This is a genomic window from Kitasatospora sp. NPDC088346 (assembly GCF_044740765.1).
Lineage (GTDB): Bacteria > Actinomycetota > Actinomycetes > Streptomycetales > Streptomycetaceae > Kitasatospora.
In genome coordinates this window covers 429,311-446,210 of record NZ_JBIURH010000001.1, presented here as the reverse complement: position 1 = coordinate 446,210, position 16,900 = coordinate 429,311, and the positions used below count along the sequence as shown (strand labels likewise).

16 protein-coding genes are annotated in these 16,900 nt (G+C 73.3%); 6 read left to right on the top strand and 10 right to left on the bottom strand.

Features of this window, described 5'->3' with window-relative positions; all coding sequences use genetic code 11:
* Nucleotides 1-113: 113 nt before the first annotated feature.
* Complete coding sequence (locus ACIOFR_RS01980) at nt 114-1,076, bottom strand: hypothetical protein (protein WP_400991675.1); 963 nt, start codon at nt 1,074-1,076, stop codon at nt 114-116.
* A 190-nt stretch (nt 1,077-1,266) separates the two neighbouring features.
* Between ACIOFR_RS01980 and ACIOFR_RS01975 the strand changes: the two genes are divergently transcribed.
* Both ACIOFR_RS01975 and ACIOFR_RS01970 read left to right on the top strand, forming a co-directional pair.
* Nucleotides 1,267-2,679 (top strand): hypothetical protein, encoded by a 1,413-nt coding sequence (locus ACIOFR_RS01975; RefSeq protein ID WP_400991674.1) that lies wholly within the window; start codon nt 1,267-1,269, stop codon nt 2,677-2,679.
* 186 nt (nt 2,680-2,865) lie between these two features.
* Nucleotides 2,866-3,108, top strand: a complete 243-nt coding sequence (locus ACIOFR_RS01970; protein ID WP_400991673.1) for a hypothetical protein — start codon at nt 2,866-2,868, stop codon at nt 3,106-3,108.
* A gap of 505 nt (nt 3,109-3,613) precedes the next feature.
* On the opposite strand, the gene ACIOFR_RS01965 is transcribed toward ACIOFR_RS01970, so the two are convergent.
* The 3 genes from ACIOFR_RS01965 to ACIOFR_RS01955 form a co-directional block, all read right to left on the bottom strand.
* On the bottom strand, nt 3,614-3,823 hold the full coding sequence (locus ACIOFR_RS01965) for a DUF6011 domain-containing protein (protein ID WP_400991672.1): 210 nt from the start codon (nt 3,821-3,823) through the stop codon (nt 3,614-3,616).
* A 29-nt stretch (nt 3,824-3,852) separates the two neighbouring features.
* Nucleotides 3,853-4,977, bottom strand: a complete 1,125-nt coding sequence (locus tag ACIOFR_RS01960; RefSeq protein WP_400991671.1) for a PP2C family protein-serine/threonine phosphatase — start codon at nt 4,975-4,977, stop codon at nt 3,853-3,855.
* A gap of 190 nt (nt 4,978-5,167) precedes the next feature.
* A complete protein-coding gene (locus ACIOFR_RS01955) occupies nt 5,168-6,415 on the bottom strand; it encodes a cytochrome P450 (protein ID WP_400991670.1) in 1,248 nt (415 codons plus the stop codon).
* Between the two features lie 202 nt (nt 6,416-6,617).
* On the opposite strand from ACIOFR_RS01955, the gene ACIOFR_RS01950 reads away from it, so the two are divergent.
* The gene (locus tag ACIOFR_RS01950) at nt 6,618-6,986 is read left to right on the top strand and encodes an ArsC/Spx/MgsR family protein (RefSeq protein WP_400991669.1); all 369 of its coding nucleotides are present in this window, start codon (nt 6,618-6,620) and stop codon (nt 6,984-6,986) included.
* Between the two features lie 83 nt (nt 6,987-7,069).
* On the opposite strand, the gene ACIOFR_RS01945 is transcribed toward ACIOFR_RS01950, so the two are convergent.
* The gene (locus ACIOFR_RS01945; RefSeq protein ID WP_400991668.1) at nt 7,070-7,540 is read right to left on the bottom strand and encodes a pyridoxamine 5'-phosphate oxidase family protein; all 471 of its coding nucleotides are present in this window, start codon (nt 7,538-7,540) and stop codon (nt 7,070-7,072) included.
* 117 nt (nt 7,541-7,657) lie between these two features.
* Between ACIOFR_RS01945 and ACIOFR_RS01940 the strand changes: the two genes are divergently transcribed.
* Entirely contained in the window at nt 7,658-8,206 is a 549-nt protein-coding gene (locus ACIOFR_RS01940) for a DUF1697 domain-containing protein (protein WP_400991667.1), read from the top strand.
* 80 nt (nt 8,207-8,286) lie between these two features.
* Here ACIOFR_RS01940 and ACIOFR_RS01935 read toward each other — a convergent pair whose 3' ends face one another.
* A complete protein-coding gene (locus tag ACIOFR_RS01935) occupies nt 8,287-9,249 on the bottom strand; it encodes a DUF1152 domain-containing protein (RefSeq protein WP_400991666.1) in 963 nt (320 codons plus the stop codon).
* A gap of 133 nt (nt 9,250-9,382) precedes the next feature.
* The gene (locus ACIOFR_RS01930; RefSeq protein ID WP_400991665.1) at nt 9,383-10,024 is read right to left on the bottom strand and encodes a TetR/AcrR family transcriptional regulator C-terminal domain-containing protein; all 642 of its coding nucleotides are present in this window, start codon (nt 10,022-10,024) and stop codon (nt 9,383-9,385) included.
* 120 nt (nt 10,025-10,144) lie between these two features.
* On the opposite strand from ACIOFR_RS01930, the gene ACIOFR_RS01925 reads away from it, so the two are divergent.
* The gene (locus ACIOFR_RS01925) at nt 10,145-11,584 is read left to right on the top strand and encodes an FAD-dependent monooxygenase (protein ID WP_400991664.1); all 1,440 of its coding nucleotides are present in this window, start codon (nt 10,145-10,147) and stop codon (nt 11,582-11,584) included.
* 20 nt (nt 11,585-11,604) lie between these two features.
* Here the strand turns inward: ACIOFR_RS01925 and ACIOFR_RS01920 are convergent, their stop codons facing one another.
* Together ACIOFR_RS01920 and ACIOFR_RS01915 are read right to left on the bottom strand one after the other, a co-directional pair.
* Nucleotides 11,605-12,345: a hemerythrin domain-containing protein gene (locus ACIOFR_RS01920; protein ID WP_400991663.1), complete on the bottom strand. Its 741-nt coding sequence runs from the start codon at nt 12,343-12,345 to the stop codon at nt 11,605-11,607.
* Nucleotides 12,346-12,572: 227 nt separating this feature from the next.
* Entirely contained in the window at nt 12,573-13,598 is a 1,026-nt protein-coding gene (locus ACIOFR_RS01915) for an alpha/beta hydrolase (RefSeq protein ID WP_400991662.1), read from the bottom strand.
* Nucleotides 13,599-14,199: 601 nt separating this feature from the next.
* Between ACIOFR_RS01915 and ACIOFR_RS01910 the strand changes: the two genes are divergently transcribed.
* Nucleotides 14,200-14,943 (top strand): SDR family oxidoreductase, encoded by a 744-nt coding sequence (locus tag ACIOFR_RS01910; protein ID WP_400991661.1) that lies wholly within the window; start codon nt 14,200-14,202, stop codon nt 14,941-14,943.
* A gap of 96 nt (nt 14,944-15,039) precedes the next feature.
* Here the strand turns inward: ACIOFR_RS01910 and ACIOFR_RS01905 are convergent, their stop codons facing one another.
* Nucleotides 15,040-16,797 carry a carbohydrate-binding module family 20 domain-containing protein gene (locus ACIOFR_RS01905; protein ID WP_400991660.1) on the bottom strand — a complete coding sequence of 586 codons (1,758 nt, stop codon included), beginning with the start codon at nt 16,795-16,797 and terminating at the stop codon, nt 15,040-15,042.
* Nucleotides 16,798-16,900 lie beyond the last annotated feature (103 nt).

Here is a 16,900-nt window from a genome sequence, read left to right as displayed (position 1 = left end):
TGACATGAGTGTGCACGCAGATCGAACTCGCGCAGGGCCATCGGCGGCCATCTGATGTACAGCCTCGTGGGCGGCAGCGGAACCACCGTCGGCCAGGCAGGTACGGGTCGGGATTACTCCGCAGAAGGTTCGGGGATGCGCCAGAGGATGGGGAAGCGATCCGCGTCCGGCAGGCTGAGCGGGCCGGGTGGGCCTATTTGCTTGATCAGGTAGCCGAAGACCATGTGATGGGCCTCCTCGGACACGTCGTCCCAGGTGTCCGGGGTCACGATCATGACCTCTCTCATCAGGCTCAGGTCCGATTCGTTCTCAAGCATCTCCGCCCGGTCGTCGCGGTCCATCGTGTCGTCGGCCCGCATCGCGCGAATCGACTCCGCGAGGAGATTGGGCTCGGCCCGCAGGCGGCGGCGCACTTCCCGGCAGCCGTACTGGAAGGCCGCGTACGCGTCCATCACCTCCCGGTCCATGTCCTGGTAGCCGAACGGCGTGCCTTCGGCAGCTCCGATGTAGTCGCCCTTCAGTGTGTGCAGTAGGACCCTCAGCGCGTGCTCGGCCCCGTCCTCCTCGATGAACTTCTCCATCGCCCGGATCCACACGTCCTCGGAGATGATCGGTTCGTGCGGGGCTGCGAGCCCGGGGGCGATCTGGATGGCGCTGAAAGGGTTGACCAGAATGCCCATGACCATCTCGGGTGTCCACTTTCCGTCCTCACCGCCCCAGCCGCTGTTGGCCAGTTCCTGGAACGACTTCCGGGCGCCCTTCTCTCCTTCGCGGGCTCCCCGCAACAGCAGCAGGATCCTCCCGACCTCGGCTTCCTCGTCCCGAGGCGGGCTGCACAGGCCCGCCAGAACCACGACGATGTCGTGCACCGTCTCCCAGCGCGGCATCTGCTTTCCGTTGATCGCGGACCGCACGGTCTCGTGACTGGGCCCGGACAGATGGTCCTCCCGCTCGCGGATCAGCGTGCTCACCTTGCGGAAACTCAACTGACCCGCCGCCCGGTGCAGTTCCTGCAACGCGTCGACCAGTTCCTGGTGCCAGCCCTCCGGCCGGGACTCGTCCGGGGTGTCTACCACTTGGATCCTCCTGTTTCGGGGCCGGTGAACGGGCTCCGGCCGGGGTGTCAAGTTTCGCCGGCGCGGCGGACGACGCAGTCAGCTTTCGTCAAGTTCGCAGCCCAGCCTTCCACTTGGTGACTAGCGACTGAACGCCCAGGTGAGGATGGTGAGGACACCAGCGGAGCACGACACCCGAGGAGTTCGCCCCGTGCACATCCCTGCCTACGCACACGGCACGATCCGTGCCGCCCTACCCGCCATACCGACGGGCCGGCAGATGGCGAGCCTGGACTGCTGTGTGTGCGGTGCCGCGTTCGGCCGGGACCTCGGGGCGGTGCCGCTCGGCCCCGCCCCGGAGGCCGGTCTGTCCGGGTGCCGCCCGTGCCTGAGCCGACTGGTCACCCGGGCGCGGGAGACCCGGGACGCCGGCCTGGCACGGAACGCCGAGCAGGTCCGCAAGGATTCCGAGGCCTGGGAATCGGTCCGCGACCACTACTCGGCCCGGCTCGACGCGGTCCGGCAGGCCGCGGAGGAAGTCGCCGAGCTGGCCGGGAACGAGGAGGTCCCACCGTTGCGGATCGCCTGGCTGTCGATATCACTGGAGTCGGCCCACGCCTGGATCTCCGACGCCCCGGAGCCCCCGCCCTCGGTCGACCGGGAGGACCACCTGCTGACGAACGCGGAGATGCTGCTGAGCGGCGCCATGATCACGGCCCGCGGGGCGGTGGCCGAGAGGCTCGTCTACCACCTGGTCAATGAGGCACAGCCCGAGGAACCGGAGATGTGCGAGGAGCTGGAGTGCCCCGAGGACTGCTCGGGGCGGCATGACACATCGCACATCGACTGCGGACCGGACGCCATTTTCGAGGACCTCCTGGAGTACGGCGTCTCCATCGAGGAACCCGGCCCGGCTCCCTTGTCCCCGCGGCTCGCCGCACTCCTCGCGCCACGGTCCGAGGAGCAGCCCCCGTTGTTCCCGGGGCTGGAGGAGCAGGCCTCGACCGCACTCGCTCATCTCGGACTCGACGCCAGCGACCCGGAGGTCCTGCTGAGCGCGGCGGCGGCCGGGCTGGCCGCCGAGGCACTGTTGAACGAACCACTCGACGCGATCCGTGCGGCACCCGGCGGGCCGGACTCCGGCGACGTCTTCGCACAGGGCGTCGACTTGTACCGTCGGGCCCGCAAGGCGCTCGTCGCCGCCCGTGACGGCGGGCCTGAACGACTGGGTGCATTCACGGCCGTCGCCTCGGACCTGGACCTCCCGTGGGCAGGCGGCTCCCGTTTCACGCTGCGGGCCGCGTCCGGGCCAGTGGCCGACTTCGTCCGAAACATCGAGGAACAGGTCGGGATCACCGAGGAGTTGATGCGTCGGCAGGGCTGGCACGACGCCGTTCTGCACCGGGCGTTCACAGCTGTCTTCAAGGCCACACACCACTTCGGCATGCCCGGTTGGCCGGGCATTGTCGACGCCGCGATGAAGCGTCTCGCCTCGCTCGATCGCATGTCCGCACCCCCGGAGCTCGCCGATCTCCGTGCCGTGGAGACCGCGCTGCTCCAGGAGCCGGACCGGTTGGGAACGAACGCCCTCGGGTGGCTCGTCCGTCATGCCCTCCTCGGCTAGCGGACGACGGCCTCGGCGGCCGCGGAACCAGTCGTGCCAGCAGAAGGTACGGAGTGTCGAGATGTCCAGAGCCGTTACCGGACTCCTCGGCCCCATCCGGCCGGGCCCTCACGACGAGGAGTCGGCGGAAATCCTGATCACGTCACTCCGAGGTGGGTCGGGTACTTGGGTAGCAGGAGGAACACGGTGAGCTGGGATCGGGTAACGCTGTTCGTTCTCGCGTCGTTCGGCTGTGTCACCTTGCTGCTGACGCAGATCAGCGAGGTGCTGTCGAAAGTGCCTCCGATCATCCGTGCTTGGCGGCGGGTCCGGGATGAGTTGCGCCCCGGCGGCCGTGACTGTCCGGCTGCCGACCGGCCCACCCAGGAGGAAGCCGTGGAGGCAGGAGAAGAAGAGAGCGAAGCCGTGGAACAACGGGCAGAGGGCTGAGGCGGGCTGACAAGTGCCCCGGCCAGGCTCGGCAGTTCAGCCGGTCACACTCGACAGCGCTGCGTGGCGGACCACCGTGAGCAGACAACGTGACCTCTCGGCAGTTCTCAGCGCATCTCACCCGTGTACGACGACCTGTAGGCCGACCCGATAACGGTGCACGGAGGGCCCTCGCCGGTGAGCGGGGGCCCTTCCCCGGGGCGGCGGCCACCGCGGCCTGGCACCCAGCGGGGGGGACGCATGAGCTTCTACGGGCAGCACCGCGAGTACCTCCGGCGCCACGCCCCCGAAGGGGTACGAATCGAGTGGGCGGGCGACACGCTGATATGCAGGCCGCGCCGCGCCGTCCGACATCCACCGGCGGAACCCGACCCTGATCATGCGCCAGTTCGTTCGAACGCCGTGCCCCCGACGGGTATCTCCCCAGCGGCAACAGCGAGTTGGTCAACCCCGATCTCTCCAAGGGCCGTTCCCCCGGCCTCACCGGGGGGAACACGCTGAGCGGTCAGTCCTGCGCCGACAGGCCGGGGAGGGGGTCCTGGTCGCCGGGGAGGACCCGGATGGGGGCGGGCGGGCGGCGGCACTCGCGGCCGAGGCGCAGCATCCGGGACTCGGGGTCGTGCAGCAGCCGGCCGCAGCGCAGGCAGCGCACCTTCGCGGGCAGGCGGGCCGGGATCGGCGGGATCAGTGCGTGGTCGGGATCGGGTTCGGGCACCCCCACAGTGTGCCGCGCCGGGCCGGCGGTCAGGCCGGGGTGAGGGCGAGGACGGCCAGGTCGTCGGCGAGGCCGGTGGAGTGGCCGCGGACGTCCCGGTCGAGGAAGTCGACCACGGCCTGCGGGTCGGTGGTGCCGAGCCCGGCGAGGCGTTCGGCCAGCGGGTAGAACGCGCCGGACCGGTCGCGGGCCTCGGTGACGCCGTCGGTGTGCAGCAGCAGGGTGCGGCCGGGCCGCAGCTCGACCGCGGTCGGCGGCGTGCCGTCGGCGGCCAGGTGGCCTAGGCCGAGCGGGAGCCGCTCCGGGCAGTCGACCGGGCGGGCGGTGCCGGGACCGAGCAGCAGGGGCGCGAGGTGGCCGCGGTTGACCAGGTCGACCCGCCCGGTGTGCGGGCGGTGCTGGAGCAGCAGCGCGGTGACGAACAGTTCCTCGTCGCCGCGGTCGACCGCCTCCCGCCGCACCTGGCGGTCCAACTGCCGTGCCAGGTCGGCGAGGTCGGCCGTCTCGTGGGCGGTGATCCGGAACGCGCCGATCACGTCGGCGACGGTGCGCACCGCGTCCAGACCCTTGCCCCGGACGTCGCCGAGCAGCACCCGGGTGCCGAAGCGGGTCTCGCACACCTCGTACAGGTCGCCGCCGACCGCCACGTCGGGCCGGGCCGGGCGGTAGAGGCCCGCCGCGCGCAGCCGCCCGACCTCGGCGGGAACCGGCCGCAGCACAGTGTGCTGGAGGGTGTCGGCGATGGTGCGGACCCGGACGAGGTCGCGGGCCTGCCGGCGGCGCTGCCAGGACAGCGCCGCTCCCAGCGAGCCCGCCAGCAGGGTGGTGACGTACATCCAGACGTGGTGCTGCTCGACGAGGTGACCGGCGCGCTCGGCGAGCAGCGCCTGCAGGGAGATCGCGAACGCGGTGGCGGAGCCGACCAGCACGGGCCCGAGGCCGAACGCGACCACCACCGGCAGCACGGTGCACAGGAATCCGGCCGCCACCGCCTCCGGCAGCGCGAACTCCAGCGCGAGGTCGACCAGGACCAGCAGCACGGGCAGCCAGAGCACCCAGCGCGGCGCCCGGGTCGCGTCCGCCAGGGCGTGCTGCCAGCGGGCGACGGCGGTGGGCACGGCGGCGGGCGCCGCGTCGGGCCCAGGGGCGGACACGGTGGCGGGCCTCGGAGGCGTGGGCGTCGGGCGGGCGGGCTGGGGACGGGCGGACAAGCGAACCTCCTGGAGCGGCGCGCCGCCCGGACGGCGGTCCGGGCCCGGCGGGGCGGCGCTGCTCCCATGGTCGCCCGGCCGCCCGGCCCGATCGGGCGATCGAAGGTCCCGTGCGGGCGGGACCAAGGGCCCGTCAGCCGGTGGTGACCGGCACCGTGCGGTACCCGCGCAGCACCAGGCGGTCGCGGCGGACCGGCGGGCCGGCCGCGGTGAGGCGGGGGAAGCGGGCCAGCAGGGCGGGGATCGCCAGGTCGACCTCCAGCCGGGCGAGCCGGGCACCGAGGCAGAAGTGGGCGCCGGCCCCGAAGCTCAGCGGGCGCGCGGCCGGGCGCGGCGCCCCGGAGCCGCCGAGGTCGAAGCGGTCCGGCTCGAAGCGGTCCGGCCGCGTGTACCGGGCGGGGTCGCGGTTGGCGGCGCCGAGCAGCAGCAGGACCGCGGTACCGTCCGGCGCGGGCAGGGTGCCCACCCGCAGGCCGTCGCCCCGGGCGATCCGGGAGGTGAGCTGCACGGGCGGGTCGAAGCGGAGCACCTCCTCGGTGAAGGCGCTCGGCGCGAGGTGGCCCGCGCGCAGCCGGGCGCCCGTCCCGGGGCGCTCCAGCAGCAGGGTGAGGCCGTTGCCGAGCAGGTTGGTGGTGGTCTCGAAGCCGGCCACCAGCAGCACCACCAGGTTGGCGATCAGCTCGTGCCCGCCGATCCGTCCGCCGTCCTGGGCGCCTGCCCGGACCAGGGCGCTGACCAGGTCGTCCCGCGGGTGGGCGGCGCGGCGCGCGGCGAGTTGGACGAAGTAGTCGGTGAGTTCCTCGGCGGCCTCGTCGGCGGCGTCCGACTCGGCCGGTTCGACGAGCAGTTCGAGGGCCGCCGTGAGGTCGGCGGCCAGCGCGCGGAAGCGGTGGTGGTCGCGTTCGGGGACGCCGAGCAGTTCGCAGATCACCCCGACCGGCAGGCGGTAGGCGAAGGCGTCCATGAAGTCGACCGGCGCGCCGGCGGCGCCTCGCCCGGCCAGCTCGTCCAGCAGCCGTTCGACGGCGGCGGCCACGGCGGGGCGCAGCGCCTCCACCCGGCGGGGTGTGAAGACCGAGGCGATCAGGGACCGCACCCGGGCGTGGTCGGGGCCGTTGGTCTCCAGGATCGAGCGGCCGAAGACCTCCCGGGCTGCGCCGCCGGACCACGCGTCCGCCGCCGAGGGCTGCCCGGCCTCGTTCTGGACGATGAAGGCGGGGTCGCGCAGCACGCGGTCGGCCTCCTCGTACCCGGTGACCAGCAGGATGCCGCCCTCGCAGGGGATCACCGGGCCGAGCCCGCGGGCGAGCTCGTACAGGGGGTACGGATCCGCCCGCCCCTGTGGTGCCAGCAAGTGTTCGATGACCGCCGTGCCGTCCATGGCGCCGCCCCTCGTGGTCCGTCCCCGTCCTGTCACCGGGCAACGTCCTGTCACCCCGGGCAACGGCGGCGCCCGCGGCGGCGTTCCCCGGTGCTGCGGCTCGTTCCCCGGCGTCCGCGGCGGCCCTCCCGCGAGGCCGGGGGGCGTCGGCGCGCGGGCGTGCCGGTCGGCGGGTGCGGTGGCGCTGAGTAGGGTGGCGGGCATGGAAATCTGGATCAACCCGCGCTGCGGCAAGTGCCGTAGCGCCCTCACCGAGCTGGACGCCGTCGGCGCCGAGTACACCGTCCGCCGCTACCTGGAGGACCCGCCGTCGGCGGCCGAGCTGGAGGAGGTGCTGGGGCGGCTGCTGCTGGAGCCCTGGGACATCACCCGGCTGGACGAGCAGGCGGCGAAGGACCTCGGGATGAAGCAGTGGCCGCGCGAGGACGGCGACCGGGCGCGCTGGATCGCGGCGCTGGCCGAGCACCCGATCCTGATCCAGCGGCCGATCATCACCGCGGACGACGGCCACGCCGTGGTGGCGCGCACGCCGGACGCGGTGCGCTCGGTGCTGCCCGGCTCGTCGGCCTGACCGACCGATCGGCTGACCGACCGATGGGCTGAGCGACCGATCGGCTGAGCGACCGGTCGACCCGATCCGCGCCGCGGGACCGATCAGTCGCGGGTGACCGTCCTGACCTCCTCCCCCGGACGCCAGGAGCGGATCACCAGCCGGTTGTCCGCCACGGTGGTCAGCACCACCTCGGTGATCCCCAGCCGGAAGGCGTGGAACGGGCCGGGCGGCGCCTGCGGGAGGTCGCCCGCGTACGCGGACAGCTCGACCTCGTCGGTGATCTCGACCGCGCGGCCGGAGATCTTGGCGTCGCCGTCGGTCATCGTCTCGTCGCCGGGGTGGCTGTGCAGCGCGTAGCGGCCGTCCCGGCGCAGGTCCAGCGCCTTGACGGCGTTGTCCATCGAGCCGATGGTGAGCTCCGCCCCGATGAACTGCACCTCGGTGCCACTGACCCGAGGGGAGCCGCCCTTGCGCAGGGTGGCCAGGACGTGGTGTTTGCGGGCCTCGAACCGGGCGCGTACGGCGGGCGCGAAGTCCGGCGCCTGCTGCTCGAAATCCTGCCAGGTAACCATGCCGCCAGTCTGTCAGCGGCCACGGACGACGGCCCGCCGCCCGCCGGCCCCGACAGGTCCGCGGCCCCGACAGGTCCATGGCCCCGCCGGGTCGGCGGCCGCTGGCAGACTGGCCCGATGGCACAGACCTACATCGCATTCCTGCGCGCGATCAACGTCGGCGGGCGGACGGTCAGGATGGAGCGGCTGCGGGAGCTCTTCGCCGAACTCGGCCTGGAGCGGGTCCGCAGCTACATCCAGAGCGGAAACGTCTTCTTCGACACCGCGCGGACCGACCGGGCCGCGCTCACCCGCCGGATCGAACAGCACCTGGAGACCGCCCTCGGCTATCCGGTCCCGACCATGCTGCGCACCGTGGAGGAGGTCGAGGAGCTGGTCGCCGCCGAGCCGTTCGCGGGCGTGGAGGTGACCCCGGAGCTCAGGCTCTGCGTGGTGTTCCTGTCCGAGCCGCTGCCGGACGGCCTGGAGTTCCCGGTGCACTCCCCCAAGGGCGACTGGGACATCCTGGGGGCCGACCCGGGCGCCGCGTACGTGGTGGTGCACCTGCGCAACGGCCGGCTCGGGACCAACCCGGCAACGGCCTTCCCGCCGAACTACACCGGGCAGGGCACCTCGCGGTTCTTCCACACCACCGCCAAGATCGTCGCGGCGGCCCGCAAGGACTGAACCCGCCCGGCGCACGTCCCGCCCGGCGCAGGTCCCGCCCGGCCCCGGTCCGACCCCCACCGGCCGGGCCGGGTCCGGTGTCAGTGCGGGAACTGCCGGGGCGGGCGCCGGACCGGCAGGGTGTCGCGGAACTCCTCGACAGCGGAGCTGATCTGGCGGGTGAGCACGGTGTGCTCGATCCGGTCGAGGTAGCGGTGGTGGGCGGCCAGGGCCTCGACGGTGACCGAGAAGTAGAGGGTCATCAGCGGGTTGACGAAGAGTGTGCTGTGCCGGGTGCGCTCGGTGAAGCGGACGTCGCCGAACTCGCCGCGCAGGGCGGCGGCGACCGAGCCCTGGACGATGCTGGGGTGTTCGGGGAAGGCCGCCCGGGCGTGCTCGACGGCGTCCAGGTAGAGGGCGCCCTCCCGGGAGTCGCGCGGCAGCGAGAACGCGCCGAGGTAGCCGCCGGCACGGTCGAGGGCGGCCAGGTTCTCCAGCACCAGGCTGTGGTTGACGCCGTGGTAGGCGTCGACGCCGAAGCCCAGGCAGCTGACCAGCCGTTCGGGGATCTCGGTCAGGCCGGCCACCGCGCCGAGGCTGGCCATGTCCTCCTCGGGAGTGCCGAGCCCGGCCTCGTCCCCGCGCATCAGGATGTCGGTGCCGCCGTCCACCAGCAGGATCGCGTCGATCCCGAGGTGCCGGGTGAGCGCGCGGTAGGCGGCGCGCAGCGGCTGGACGCCGACCGAGGCGAAGGCCCAGACCGTGTCGGGCAGGTGGTGCAGGCGCAGCCAGCGGGCCAGGGTGCGTTCCGGGAAGTAGGACTCGGCCGACCTGGTGTCCGGGCGGATCGCCGCCACGTCGGGCTCCAGCCAGACGTCCGCGTCCAGGCCGTAGAGGTGGCTGAAGGAGAGGTTGGCGAGGTGGACCTCCTTGCCGGCCGCGCGCAGCGCGAGGGCGACCGGCAGTCCCGCGTAGACGTCGAATCCGCCGCCGGCCCCGGCGACGAGGATCCGTTCGGCGGCCTTCAGACGGGTGAGCAGCGGGGGTTCGAAGATCGAGGGCATCCGGGGACGGTACCGCGGCGGCCCGGGCCCGGGCGAACGTGAACTGCTCCCGTACCGACGGCGGTTGCCGCCGCCCGGGGCCGCGGGTCGGCGCCGCCCGGGGCCGCAGGTCGGCGCCGCCCGGGGCCGCGGGTCAACGCCGCGCGAGGGCGGCGACGCCGGCCGTGACGATCGCGAGGCCGCGTTCGAAGCGCCGTTCGTGGTCGCCGAAGAGGTCCTCGCCGGCGGCCGTGGCGAGCGGGTGGTCGGGTCCGATCCTCTCGGCGCGTTCGGCGCTGTCGTAGCCGGGGGTCCGTTCGCCGGGCAGTGGGTGGACGGCCTGTTCCTCGATGACGAAGCCGATGGTGAAGCTGTAGGCGGTGAAGAAGGCGTCGACGGCCTCGGTGGGGGTGAACCCGGCCCGGCGGAAGACGTCGAGCTGGGTTTCCTGCTGCCGGGCGTGGGCGCCGTCGGTCAGCAGGGTGCCGCTGAAGACCTTGGCGCCGTCGCGGTAGCCGAGCAGGGCGCGGCGCAGCACCCGGCAGGCGGCGAGCAGGTGGTCCTGCCAGGGGGCGTCCGGGGCTGGGGGTTCGGCGGAGGCGGTCATGCGGCGGAGCATCTCGGTGGCGAGTTCGTCCAGCAGGGCCTGCTTGTTGGCGAAGTGCCAGTAGAGCGCGGGGGCCTTGACGTCGAGTTCGGTGGCGATCCGGCGCAGGGTCAGGCCGTCCAGTCCGACGTCGTTGAGCAGCCGCAGGGCGGTGTCCGTCACCTGGGCCCGGTCCAGCTTCGCCGCCATACGTCCGCTCCTCCTCGATGGCCCCCTGGGGCGGCCCTCCCGCGATGACCCCTTGACAATTTAACACCGTTAAGGCCACGCTCGGAACGGCAGCAACTTAACACCGTTAAGGAGACCGGAGTGCACACTCCCGTACTGATCGTCGGCGCCGGCCCGACCGGCCTCACCCTCGCCGTGGACCTCGCCCGCCGCGGCGTGCCCACGCTGCTCGTCGAGCGGGCCCCGGCCCTGTTCCCCGGCTCGCGCGGCAAGGGCCTGCAGCCCCGCACCCTGGAGGTCCTCGACGACCTCGGCGTGATCGACGCCGTCCGGGCCGCGGGCGCCCCCTACCCGCTGATGCAGAGCTGGGAGAACGGCGAACGCGGCGCCCGGTGGGACCTGGTGGAGCGCAGCGGGGCCGACGACCCGTCGGTGCCCTACCCGGACATCTGGATGCTGCCGCAGTGGCGCACCCAGGAGATCCTGCGCGCCCGGCTGCGGGAGTTCGGCGGCGAAGCGGTGCTCGGCACCGCGCTGACCGGCCTCACCCAGGACGCCGAGCGGGTCACGGCACGGCTGACCGGCCCGGACGGCACCGTCCGGACCGTCACCGCCGACTACCTGGTGGCCGCCGACGGCGGGCGCAGCACGGTACGGCGCGCGGTGGGCGTCCCGATGGTCGGCGAGACGGTCGACCCGCACCCCGCCCTCGTCGCCGACCTGCGGGTGACCGGTCTCGACCGGGACGACTGGCACATCTGGCCGGCGGCCCCGGGCGGCCCGCTGCTGCTCTGCCCGTTGCCGGGCACGGCGGACTTCCAGCTGTTCGCCCAGTTCACCGACGGCGTCCCCGACACCTCCGCGGACGGTGTGCGCCGGACCGTCGCCGAACGCACCCACCTGCCCGCCGAGGCCGTCACCGACGTCCGCTGGGCCTCGGACTTCCGCCCGCGCGCCGCCCTCGCCGACCGCTTCCGCAGCGGCCGGGTCTTCCTGGCCGGCGACGCCGCGCACATCCACTCCCCGGCCGGCGGCCAGGGGCTGAACACCAGCGTGCAGGACGCCTACAACCTGGGCTGGAAGCTCGGCCAGGTGCTGGCCCACGGCGCGCCGGCCGAGCTGCTGGACAGCTACGAGGCCGAACGGCTGCCGGTCGCGGCCGACGTACTGGACATCAGCACCTCGCTGCACCGCGCCTCGGCCGGCACCGCCCGCGAGAGCGACCGGGCCCCGCGGCGCGGCGAGCGCACCGAGCAGCTCGGGGTGGGCTACCGGGGCGGTCCGCTGAGCCTGGAGACCCGCACCGGGCTGCCCGGGGGCGCCCTGCGGGCCGGCGACCGCGCGCCCGACACCCCGCTGCCCGGCGGCGGGCGGCTGTTCGACGTGCTGCGCGGGCCGCACTTCACCCTGGTGGCGGGCGGCGGTGAGCCGCCCGCGGTGCCCGCGGGGGTGCGCACGGTGCGGCTGGACGACTGGGGCCCGGGGCTGTTCCTGATCCGCCCGGACGGGTACGTCGGGCTGGCCACCACCGACCCGGCGGACCTGGCCGGGTACGGCGCCGCGGTGGGTCTGCGCGGCTGAGCCGGCGGACCGGCCGCGGCTCAGATCGTGGGGCCCCAGAGCTGGTCCGTGCAGCGGGCGTAGGTGTCCCGCCAGTGCGGCCAGTGCCGGACGGTCTCGTCGTCGCAGTCGGCGAGCAGCCGGTCGACCACCCGCTCGTCGACGCCCTCCAGCAGCCAGACCAGCGCGTCCGAGGAGGACGGCCCGTCGGCCGCCCGGAGCAGGTCCAGCAGCTCGGGGAGGGTACCGATCCGCGATCCGGCCGGGAAGACGCCCTCCATCCGGGGCAGCAACTGCCGCTCCTCGATCCGCAGGTGGGTCTCCAGCCGGGCGGCCAGCTCCTCCACGGCGTACGCCACCGGCCAGCTGCTGGCGGCGTCCCGGGTGGCGATCCGCACCAGGGTGGTGACCCGGGTGAAGGAGTGGTCCAGGTTGTGGTGGTCGGCCTCCAGCCAGTTCAGCAGCAGGCGCAGCTCCGGCACGAAGCGGCGCAGCAGCGGCCACAGCCGGCTGTCCTGCTGCTCGTGGTGGCAGGTGATCATGGCGGTCATGAAGTCCCAGTGCCGCTGGAGCGCCTCCCCCGCGACCTGGTCGCCGGGCTGCAGCAGGCGCAGCGCGTTGGGGAAGCGGGCCAGGTCGCGGCGGATCGCGGAGTGCACCAGGCGCAGGCCCGCGAACGGGACGGCCTCGGTGGCGGGCGGCTCGGCGGCAGCCCGGGCACCCTCCCCGTCGGCCGGGGCGGGGACGTGCGGGGTCCTGACGGGCAGCAGGTGGCTGGGCATGGCGCTCTCTTCACGACTGACTGAGGCTGGCCGCTGCGGACACCGCGTCTGTGGTGTCCCGGCCCGGGTCTTCAGGGTGGTGACATGCCATCAGGGTCGAATGAATATCTGATTGACGCGCAGGTCAGAGGCCTGTCGACGGCTTTCTGCCGGACTTACCGGGGCCCACGAACCAGTATGGCGCGCGCGGAGCCGCCGAGGTGGCGGCTCCGCGAAATCCGCGGCGGTCAGTCGCTCTCGGGGCCGGCCACGTTCTTGGTCAGCCACTCCAGGGTGTTCGGGATCATCTTCTTGAAGTCCGAGGTGAGGTGGTTCCCGCCGGGCTGCTCGTAGTAGTCGATCGTCAGCGGCGGCTTGGCCTTCGCCACCCAGGCCTTGACCAGCTTGACCTCACCCGCGTTGGCACCGCCGGCGGTCGCGAGCATCCGCACGTCGGCGGTGCCGGCGGCGACCATCTGGCCCGGGCTGTTGGCCACCCGCTCCTGCTCGTACCCCTTCCAGAGCGGGGAGTCCGGGTTGTAGTAGCCGTCGATCGGCACGGCCGCCTTGAAGACGTCCGGGTACTGCATGGCCAGCTTGGCGCTGCAGAACGCGCCGGTGGAGGCGCCCATCACGGCCCAGCCGTCGCGGCCGCGGACGGTGCGGAAGTTGGCGCGCACGAAGTCCGGGATGTCCTGCGACATCCAGGTGCCGATCTTGGGCTGGCCCGGGATGTCACTGCACTCCAGGGCCTTGGCCTCGTTGGACTCCAGGTTCTGCACCGGCATGATCATGATGAAGGGGTGCGCCCGGCCCTCCTTCGCCATCGTCGCGTCGGCCTCCTCGATGGGCAGCTGGTTGTCCGTCCAGGTGTTGTAGCCGGCACTCTGGCCACCCGAGTACAGGGTCAGCACCGGGAAGCCCGTGTTCGCGTACTTGGGGTCGTTGTACTCCGGCGGCAGCCAGACCCAGACCTTGCCGCTGACCCCGGACTTCGCCCCGGCCAGCGTGGTCATCATGATCGGCCCGGCCGCGGTGTCCCGGACCTTCTTGAGCTCGGCGGCCGGGCCGGTCGGCTTCAGCACCTTCGACGGCTTGGTGGGTGTGGGGCTCGGCGGCGCGGCCGGTGTCGCACCGCCGCCCGACTTGGCGCCGTCGGCGGCCGGACCGGCGGCGTCGGTACTCCCGCAGGCGGCCAGCGCGGCGGCCAGCGCGAACGCGGCGGCGGCGCTCAGGACGGCACGGGTACGGGAGGAGGGCGGCTTCGGCTGCACGGTGGGGACTCTCCGAGCGGTGTCTCGCCCGGTCGGTGTGTCCGGGCGGCGGCCCCGGCGGGGCCTGGGATCGGGCGGCGAACCTCTGACTGTCGGCCGCCCCGGAACGGGCGAGGCGGCCTCCGACCGGAGACCGCGCCATCCGTGATCCTATGACGGACCGGACGGGTGACCCGGTTGCGCCAAGGATCCGGAACCCGCCGTCCGGCGGGTGTGACCCCCGCCGGACGGCAGGGTTCGCACCCGCGCGGCAAGCACCCCGTCCACCGCGGAGCCCCGGCGGGGCCCGCCCGTTCGGGCGGGTGGACCCCGGTGCCGGCCGCGACCCGGCGGACGGCGTGAGCGCCGCACCCGTGACCACTGTCACCCCGCCGCACCGCACCCGGGACCGCGTGCCGCGCCAACGCGGGCAACTGCCACTCGGTCGGCCGATCGGCCGGTGCGCTCCCGCGGCGGCCGGTCCGGCCCGCCCGGGAGATCCGCCAGCGGCCGTGCCCCGCACCGCCGCCCGCCTTGGACGCTCGTACCAGTGACGCCCGGGCCGTCGCTGCGGGATCATCGGGGCAGCCGGGCACTCGCCGAACACCCCGAGGAGCAGCACGTGTCGCAGCAGGTCGCCGTGGTCACCGGAGCCGGCAGCGGGGTGGGGCGCGCCGTCGCCCTGGAACTCGCGGGGGCCGGCTGGCAACTCGTCCTGGCCGGGCGCCGGGACGGGCCGCTGCGCGAGACGGCCCGGCTGGGTGCCCCGGCCGCCACCGTGATCCCGACCGACGTCACCGACCCGGCCGCCGTGGACGCGCTCTTCTCGGAGACCGCCGACCGCCACGGCCGGCTCGACCTGCTCTTCAACAACGCCGGCACCTTCGGCGCCGCCACCCCGGTCGAGGACCTGGACCCGGCCGCGTGGCGGGCGGTGGTCGAGCTCAACCTGACCGGCGCCTTCCTCTGTGCGCAGGGCGCGTTCCGGCTGATGAAGGCCCAGCGGCCGCAGGGCGGCCGCATCATCAACAACGGCTCCGTCTCCGCCCACGCGCCGCGCCCGCACAGCATCGCCTACACGGCCAGCAAGCACGCCGTCACCGGTCTCACCAAGTCGCTCTCGCTCGACGGCCGGCCCTACCGGATCGCCTGCGGCCAGATCGACATCGGCAACGCGGCCACCGACATGACGGCGGCGATGACCAGCGGGGTCCGCCAGGCGGACGGCCGGACGGCGCCCGAGCCCACCATGGACGTGGCCGACGTCGCCCGTACCGTCCGGCACATGGCCGAGCTGCCGCTGGAGGCCAACGTCCAGTTCGCCACGGTGATGGCGACGGCGATGCCGTACATCGGACGCGGCTGAGGCACCGGCGCCGGGCCCGGCGGAACGGACCGCGACCCCCGCCCGCGGCAGCGCCGGGCGGGGGTCGCGGGTGGGGCCGTCGGCCGGCAGGCGGGGTCAGCCGCGCCAGGTGTCGTTCAGCGTGACCTTGCCGCCGGACGGGACGGTGGCGGTGCGGTTGGCGCCACTCTCCCAGGTCACCGTGCCGTTCGCCTCCTTGCGGACGTACTTGTACTCGAAGGCCGTGCCGGCCGGCAGGGACAGGTCGAGCTTCCAGACCGGGTAGGCCGCCGAGGAGAGCGGCAGCGCCTTGCCGGTGTCCCAGTTGCCGAGGGCCGCGGTGTTGCCGACGACGAAGATGTTCTGACCGAGGACCGTGGTGGCGTTCACCGCGAACGAGGCGCCGGTGGCGGCCGACGGGGTCGGGGTGGACGTGGAGCCGCCGCCCGCGCCGACGTACAGGGCGACCGCGTCGCCGGCGCCGACGGTCGCGGTGAACCTCCCGTCCGTGCCCACGCCGTAGCTGGTGCCGGTGCAGCCGCCGCCCGCGACCGGGTCGCCGTGCTGGACGTCGCAGTAGCTGCCGGCGGGGAGCGAGGTCTGGAAGGTCTGGGTGATCGCGCCGTTCTCGTGGTTGATCGCCACGTAGCCCTTGCCGCCGCGGCCGAAGGCGACGGCGTTGCTGCCGTTGGACCACCAGTTGGTCAGCGCCGTGCCGGAGACGGCGTTGCGGAAGCCGACCATGTTGGCCACCTGCCGCCAGGCGTGGGTGCAGTTCCAGCCGTCCTGGTAGCAGGCGTTGACGGTGCCGCCGTTCGGCGGGCCGTCGTCGTGACCGGAGAAGGCGTAGCCGGAGTAGACGTTGGGCGCGCCGTAGGGGTGGGCCAGCATGAAGACGTTGGCCAGGGTGTAGCTGTTGCCGTACCGGTAGGTCAGCGTGGAGCCGTTGCGCTCGGTGTCCCAGTTGTCGACGAAGGTGCGGGCCTGGCCGCTGCCGAGCAGGCCGGAGCCCCAGGAGGAGAGGTCGGCGATCCGGCCGCCGTCGAAGGCGCTCTTCAGCCAGGTGCCGGAGCGGAACTCGTCGACGTCACCGGTGCCGGTGTACTCGCCCGGCTGGATCGGCTCGCCGGCCCCGTAGATGACCTCCTGCACCCAGTACGCGTTCGGGTTGCTCATCTTCGCCTTGATGCCCGCGAGGTCGGAGGCGGCGATGTGCTTGGCCGCGTCGATCCGGAAGCCGTCGACGCCGATCGAGAGCAGGTCGCTCAGGTAGGTGGCGATGGTCTGCTGGACGTACGTGCTGCCGGTGTCGAGGTCGGAGAGGTTGACCAGCTCGCAGTTCTGCACGTTGCCGCGGTCGCCGTAGTTGGAGATGGCGCTGCGGCAGGAGTGGAAGTCCTGGTCCTGGTAGTACCCGGGGTAGTTGTACTTGCTGTAGACGGTGCCGCCGGTCCCGGTGCCGGAGCCGGCCGACATGTGGTTGATCACCGAGTCGGCGATCACCTTGACGCCCGCGGCGTGACAGGTGCTCACCATCGACTGGAACGAGGCCCGGTCGCCGAGCCGGCCGGCGATCCGGTAGCTGACCGGCTGGTAGGAGGTCCACCACTGGGACCCCTGGATGTGCTCCTGGGGCGGCGAGACCTCGACGAAGCCGTAGCCCTTCGGGCCGAGGGTGTCGGTGCAGGCCTTCGCGACCGAGTCGAACTTCCACTCGAACAGGGTGGCGGTGACGTCCTTGCCGCCGCCGGGTGGGGTGGCCGCCGCGGTCGGGGCCAGTGAGAGCCCGGCGCCGATCGACAGCGCCAGCGCCGCGGCGGCGGTGAGCGCGCCGGCGGCGCGGACGGGACGGGAGGTGGGGGAATGGGTGACCACGATGTCTCCAGGGGGCGGGTGGGCGGCCTGGTTCGGCCCGCGGACGCAGGTGCGCGGGCCGGGGTGCGAGGGTGCGAGGGTGCGGCGGTGCGAAGGTGCGGCG

Coding starts and splice junctions, on each gene's coding strand:
- ACIOFR_RS01940 (WP_400991667.1), top strand. CDS start 7,658: ATGGCACAGACCTACATCGCATTCCTGCGCGCGATCAACGTCGGCGGG.
- ACIOFR_RS01955 (WP_400991670.1), bottom strand. CDS start 6,415: ATGGACGGCACGGCGGTCATCGAACACTTGCTGGCACCACAGGGGCGG.
- ACIOFR_RS01935 (WP_400991666.1), bottom strand. CDS start 9,249: ATGCCCTCGATCTTCGAACCCCCGCTGCTCACCCGTCTGAAGGCCGCC.
- ACIOFR_RS01930 (WP_400991665.1), bottom strand. CDS start 10,024: ATGGCGGCGAAGCTGGACCGGGCCCAGGTGACGGACACCGCCCTGCGG.
- ACIOFR_RS01950 (WP_400991669.1), top strand. CDS start 6,618: ATGGAAATCTGGATCAACCCGCGCTGCGGCAAGTGCCGTAGCGCCCTC.
- ACIOFR_RS01945 (WP_400991668.1), bottom strand. CDS start 7,540: ATGGTTACCTGGCAGGATTTCGAGCAGCAGGCGCCGGACTTCGCGCCC.
- ACIOFR_RS01920 (WP_400991663.1), bottom strand. CDS start 12,345: ATGCCCAGCCACCTGCTGCCCGTCAGGACCCCGCACGTCCCCGCCCCG.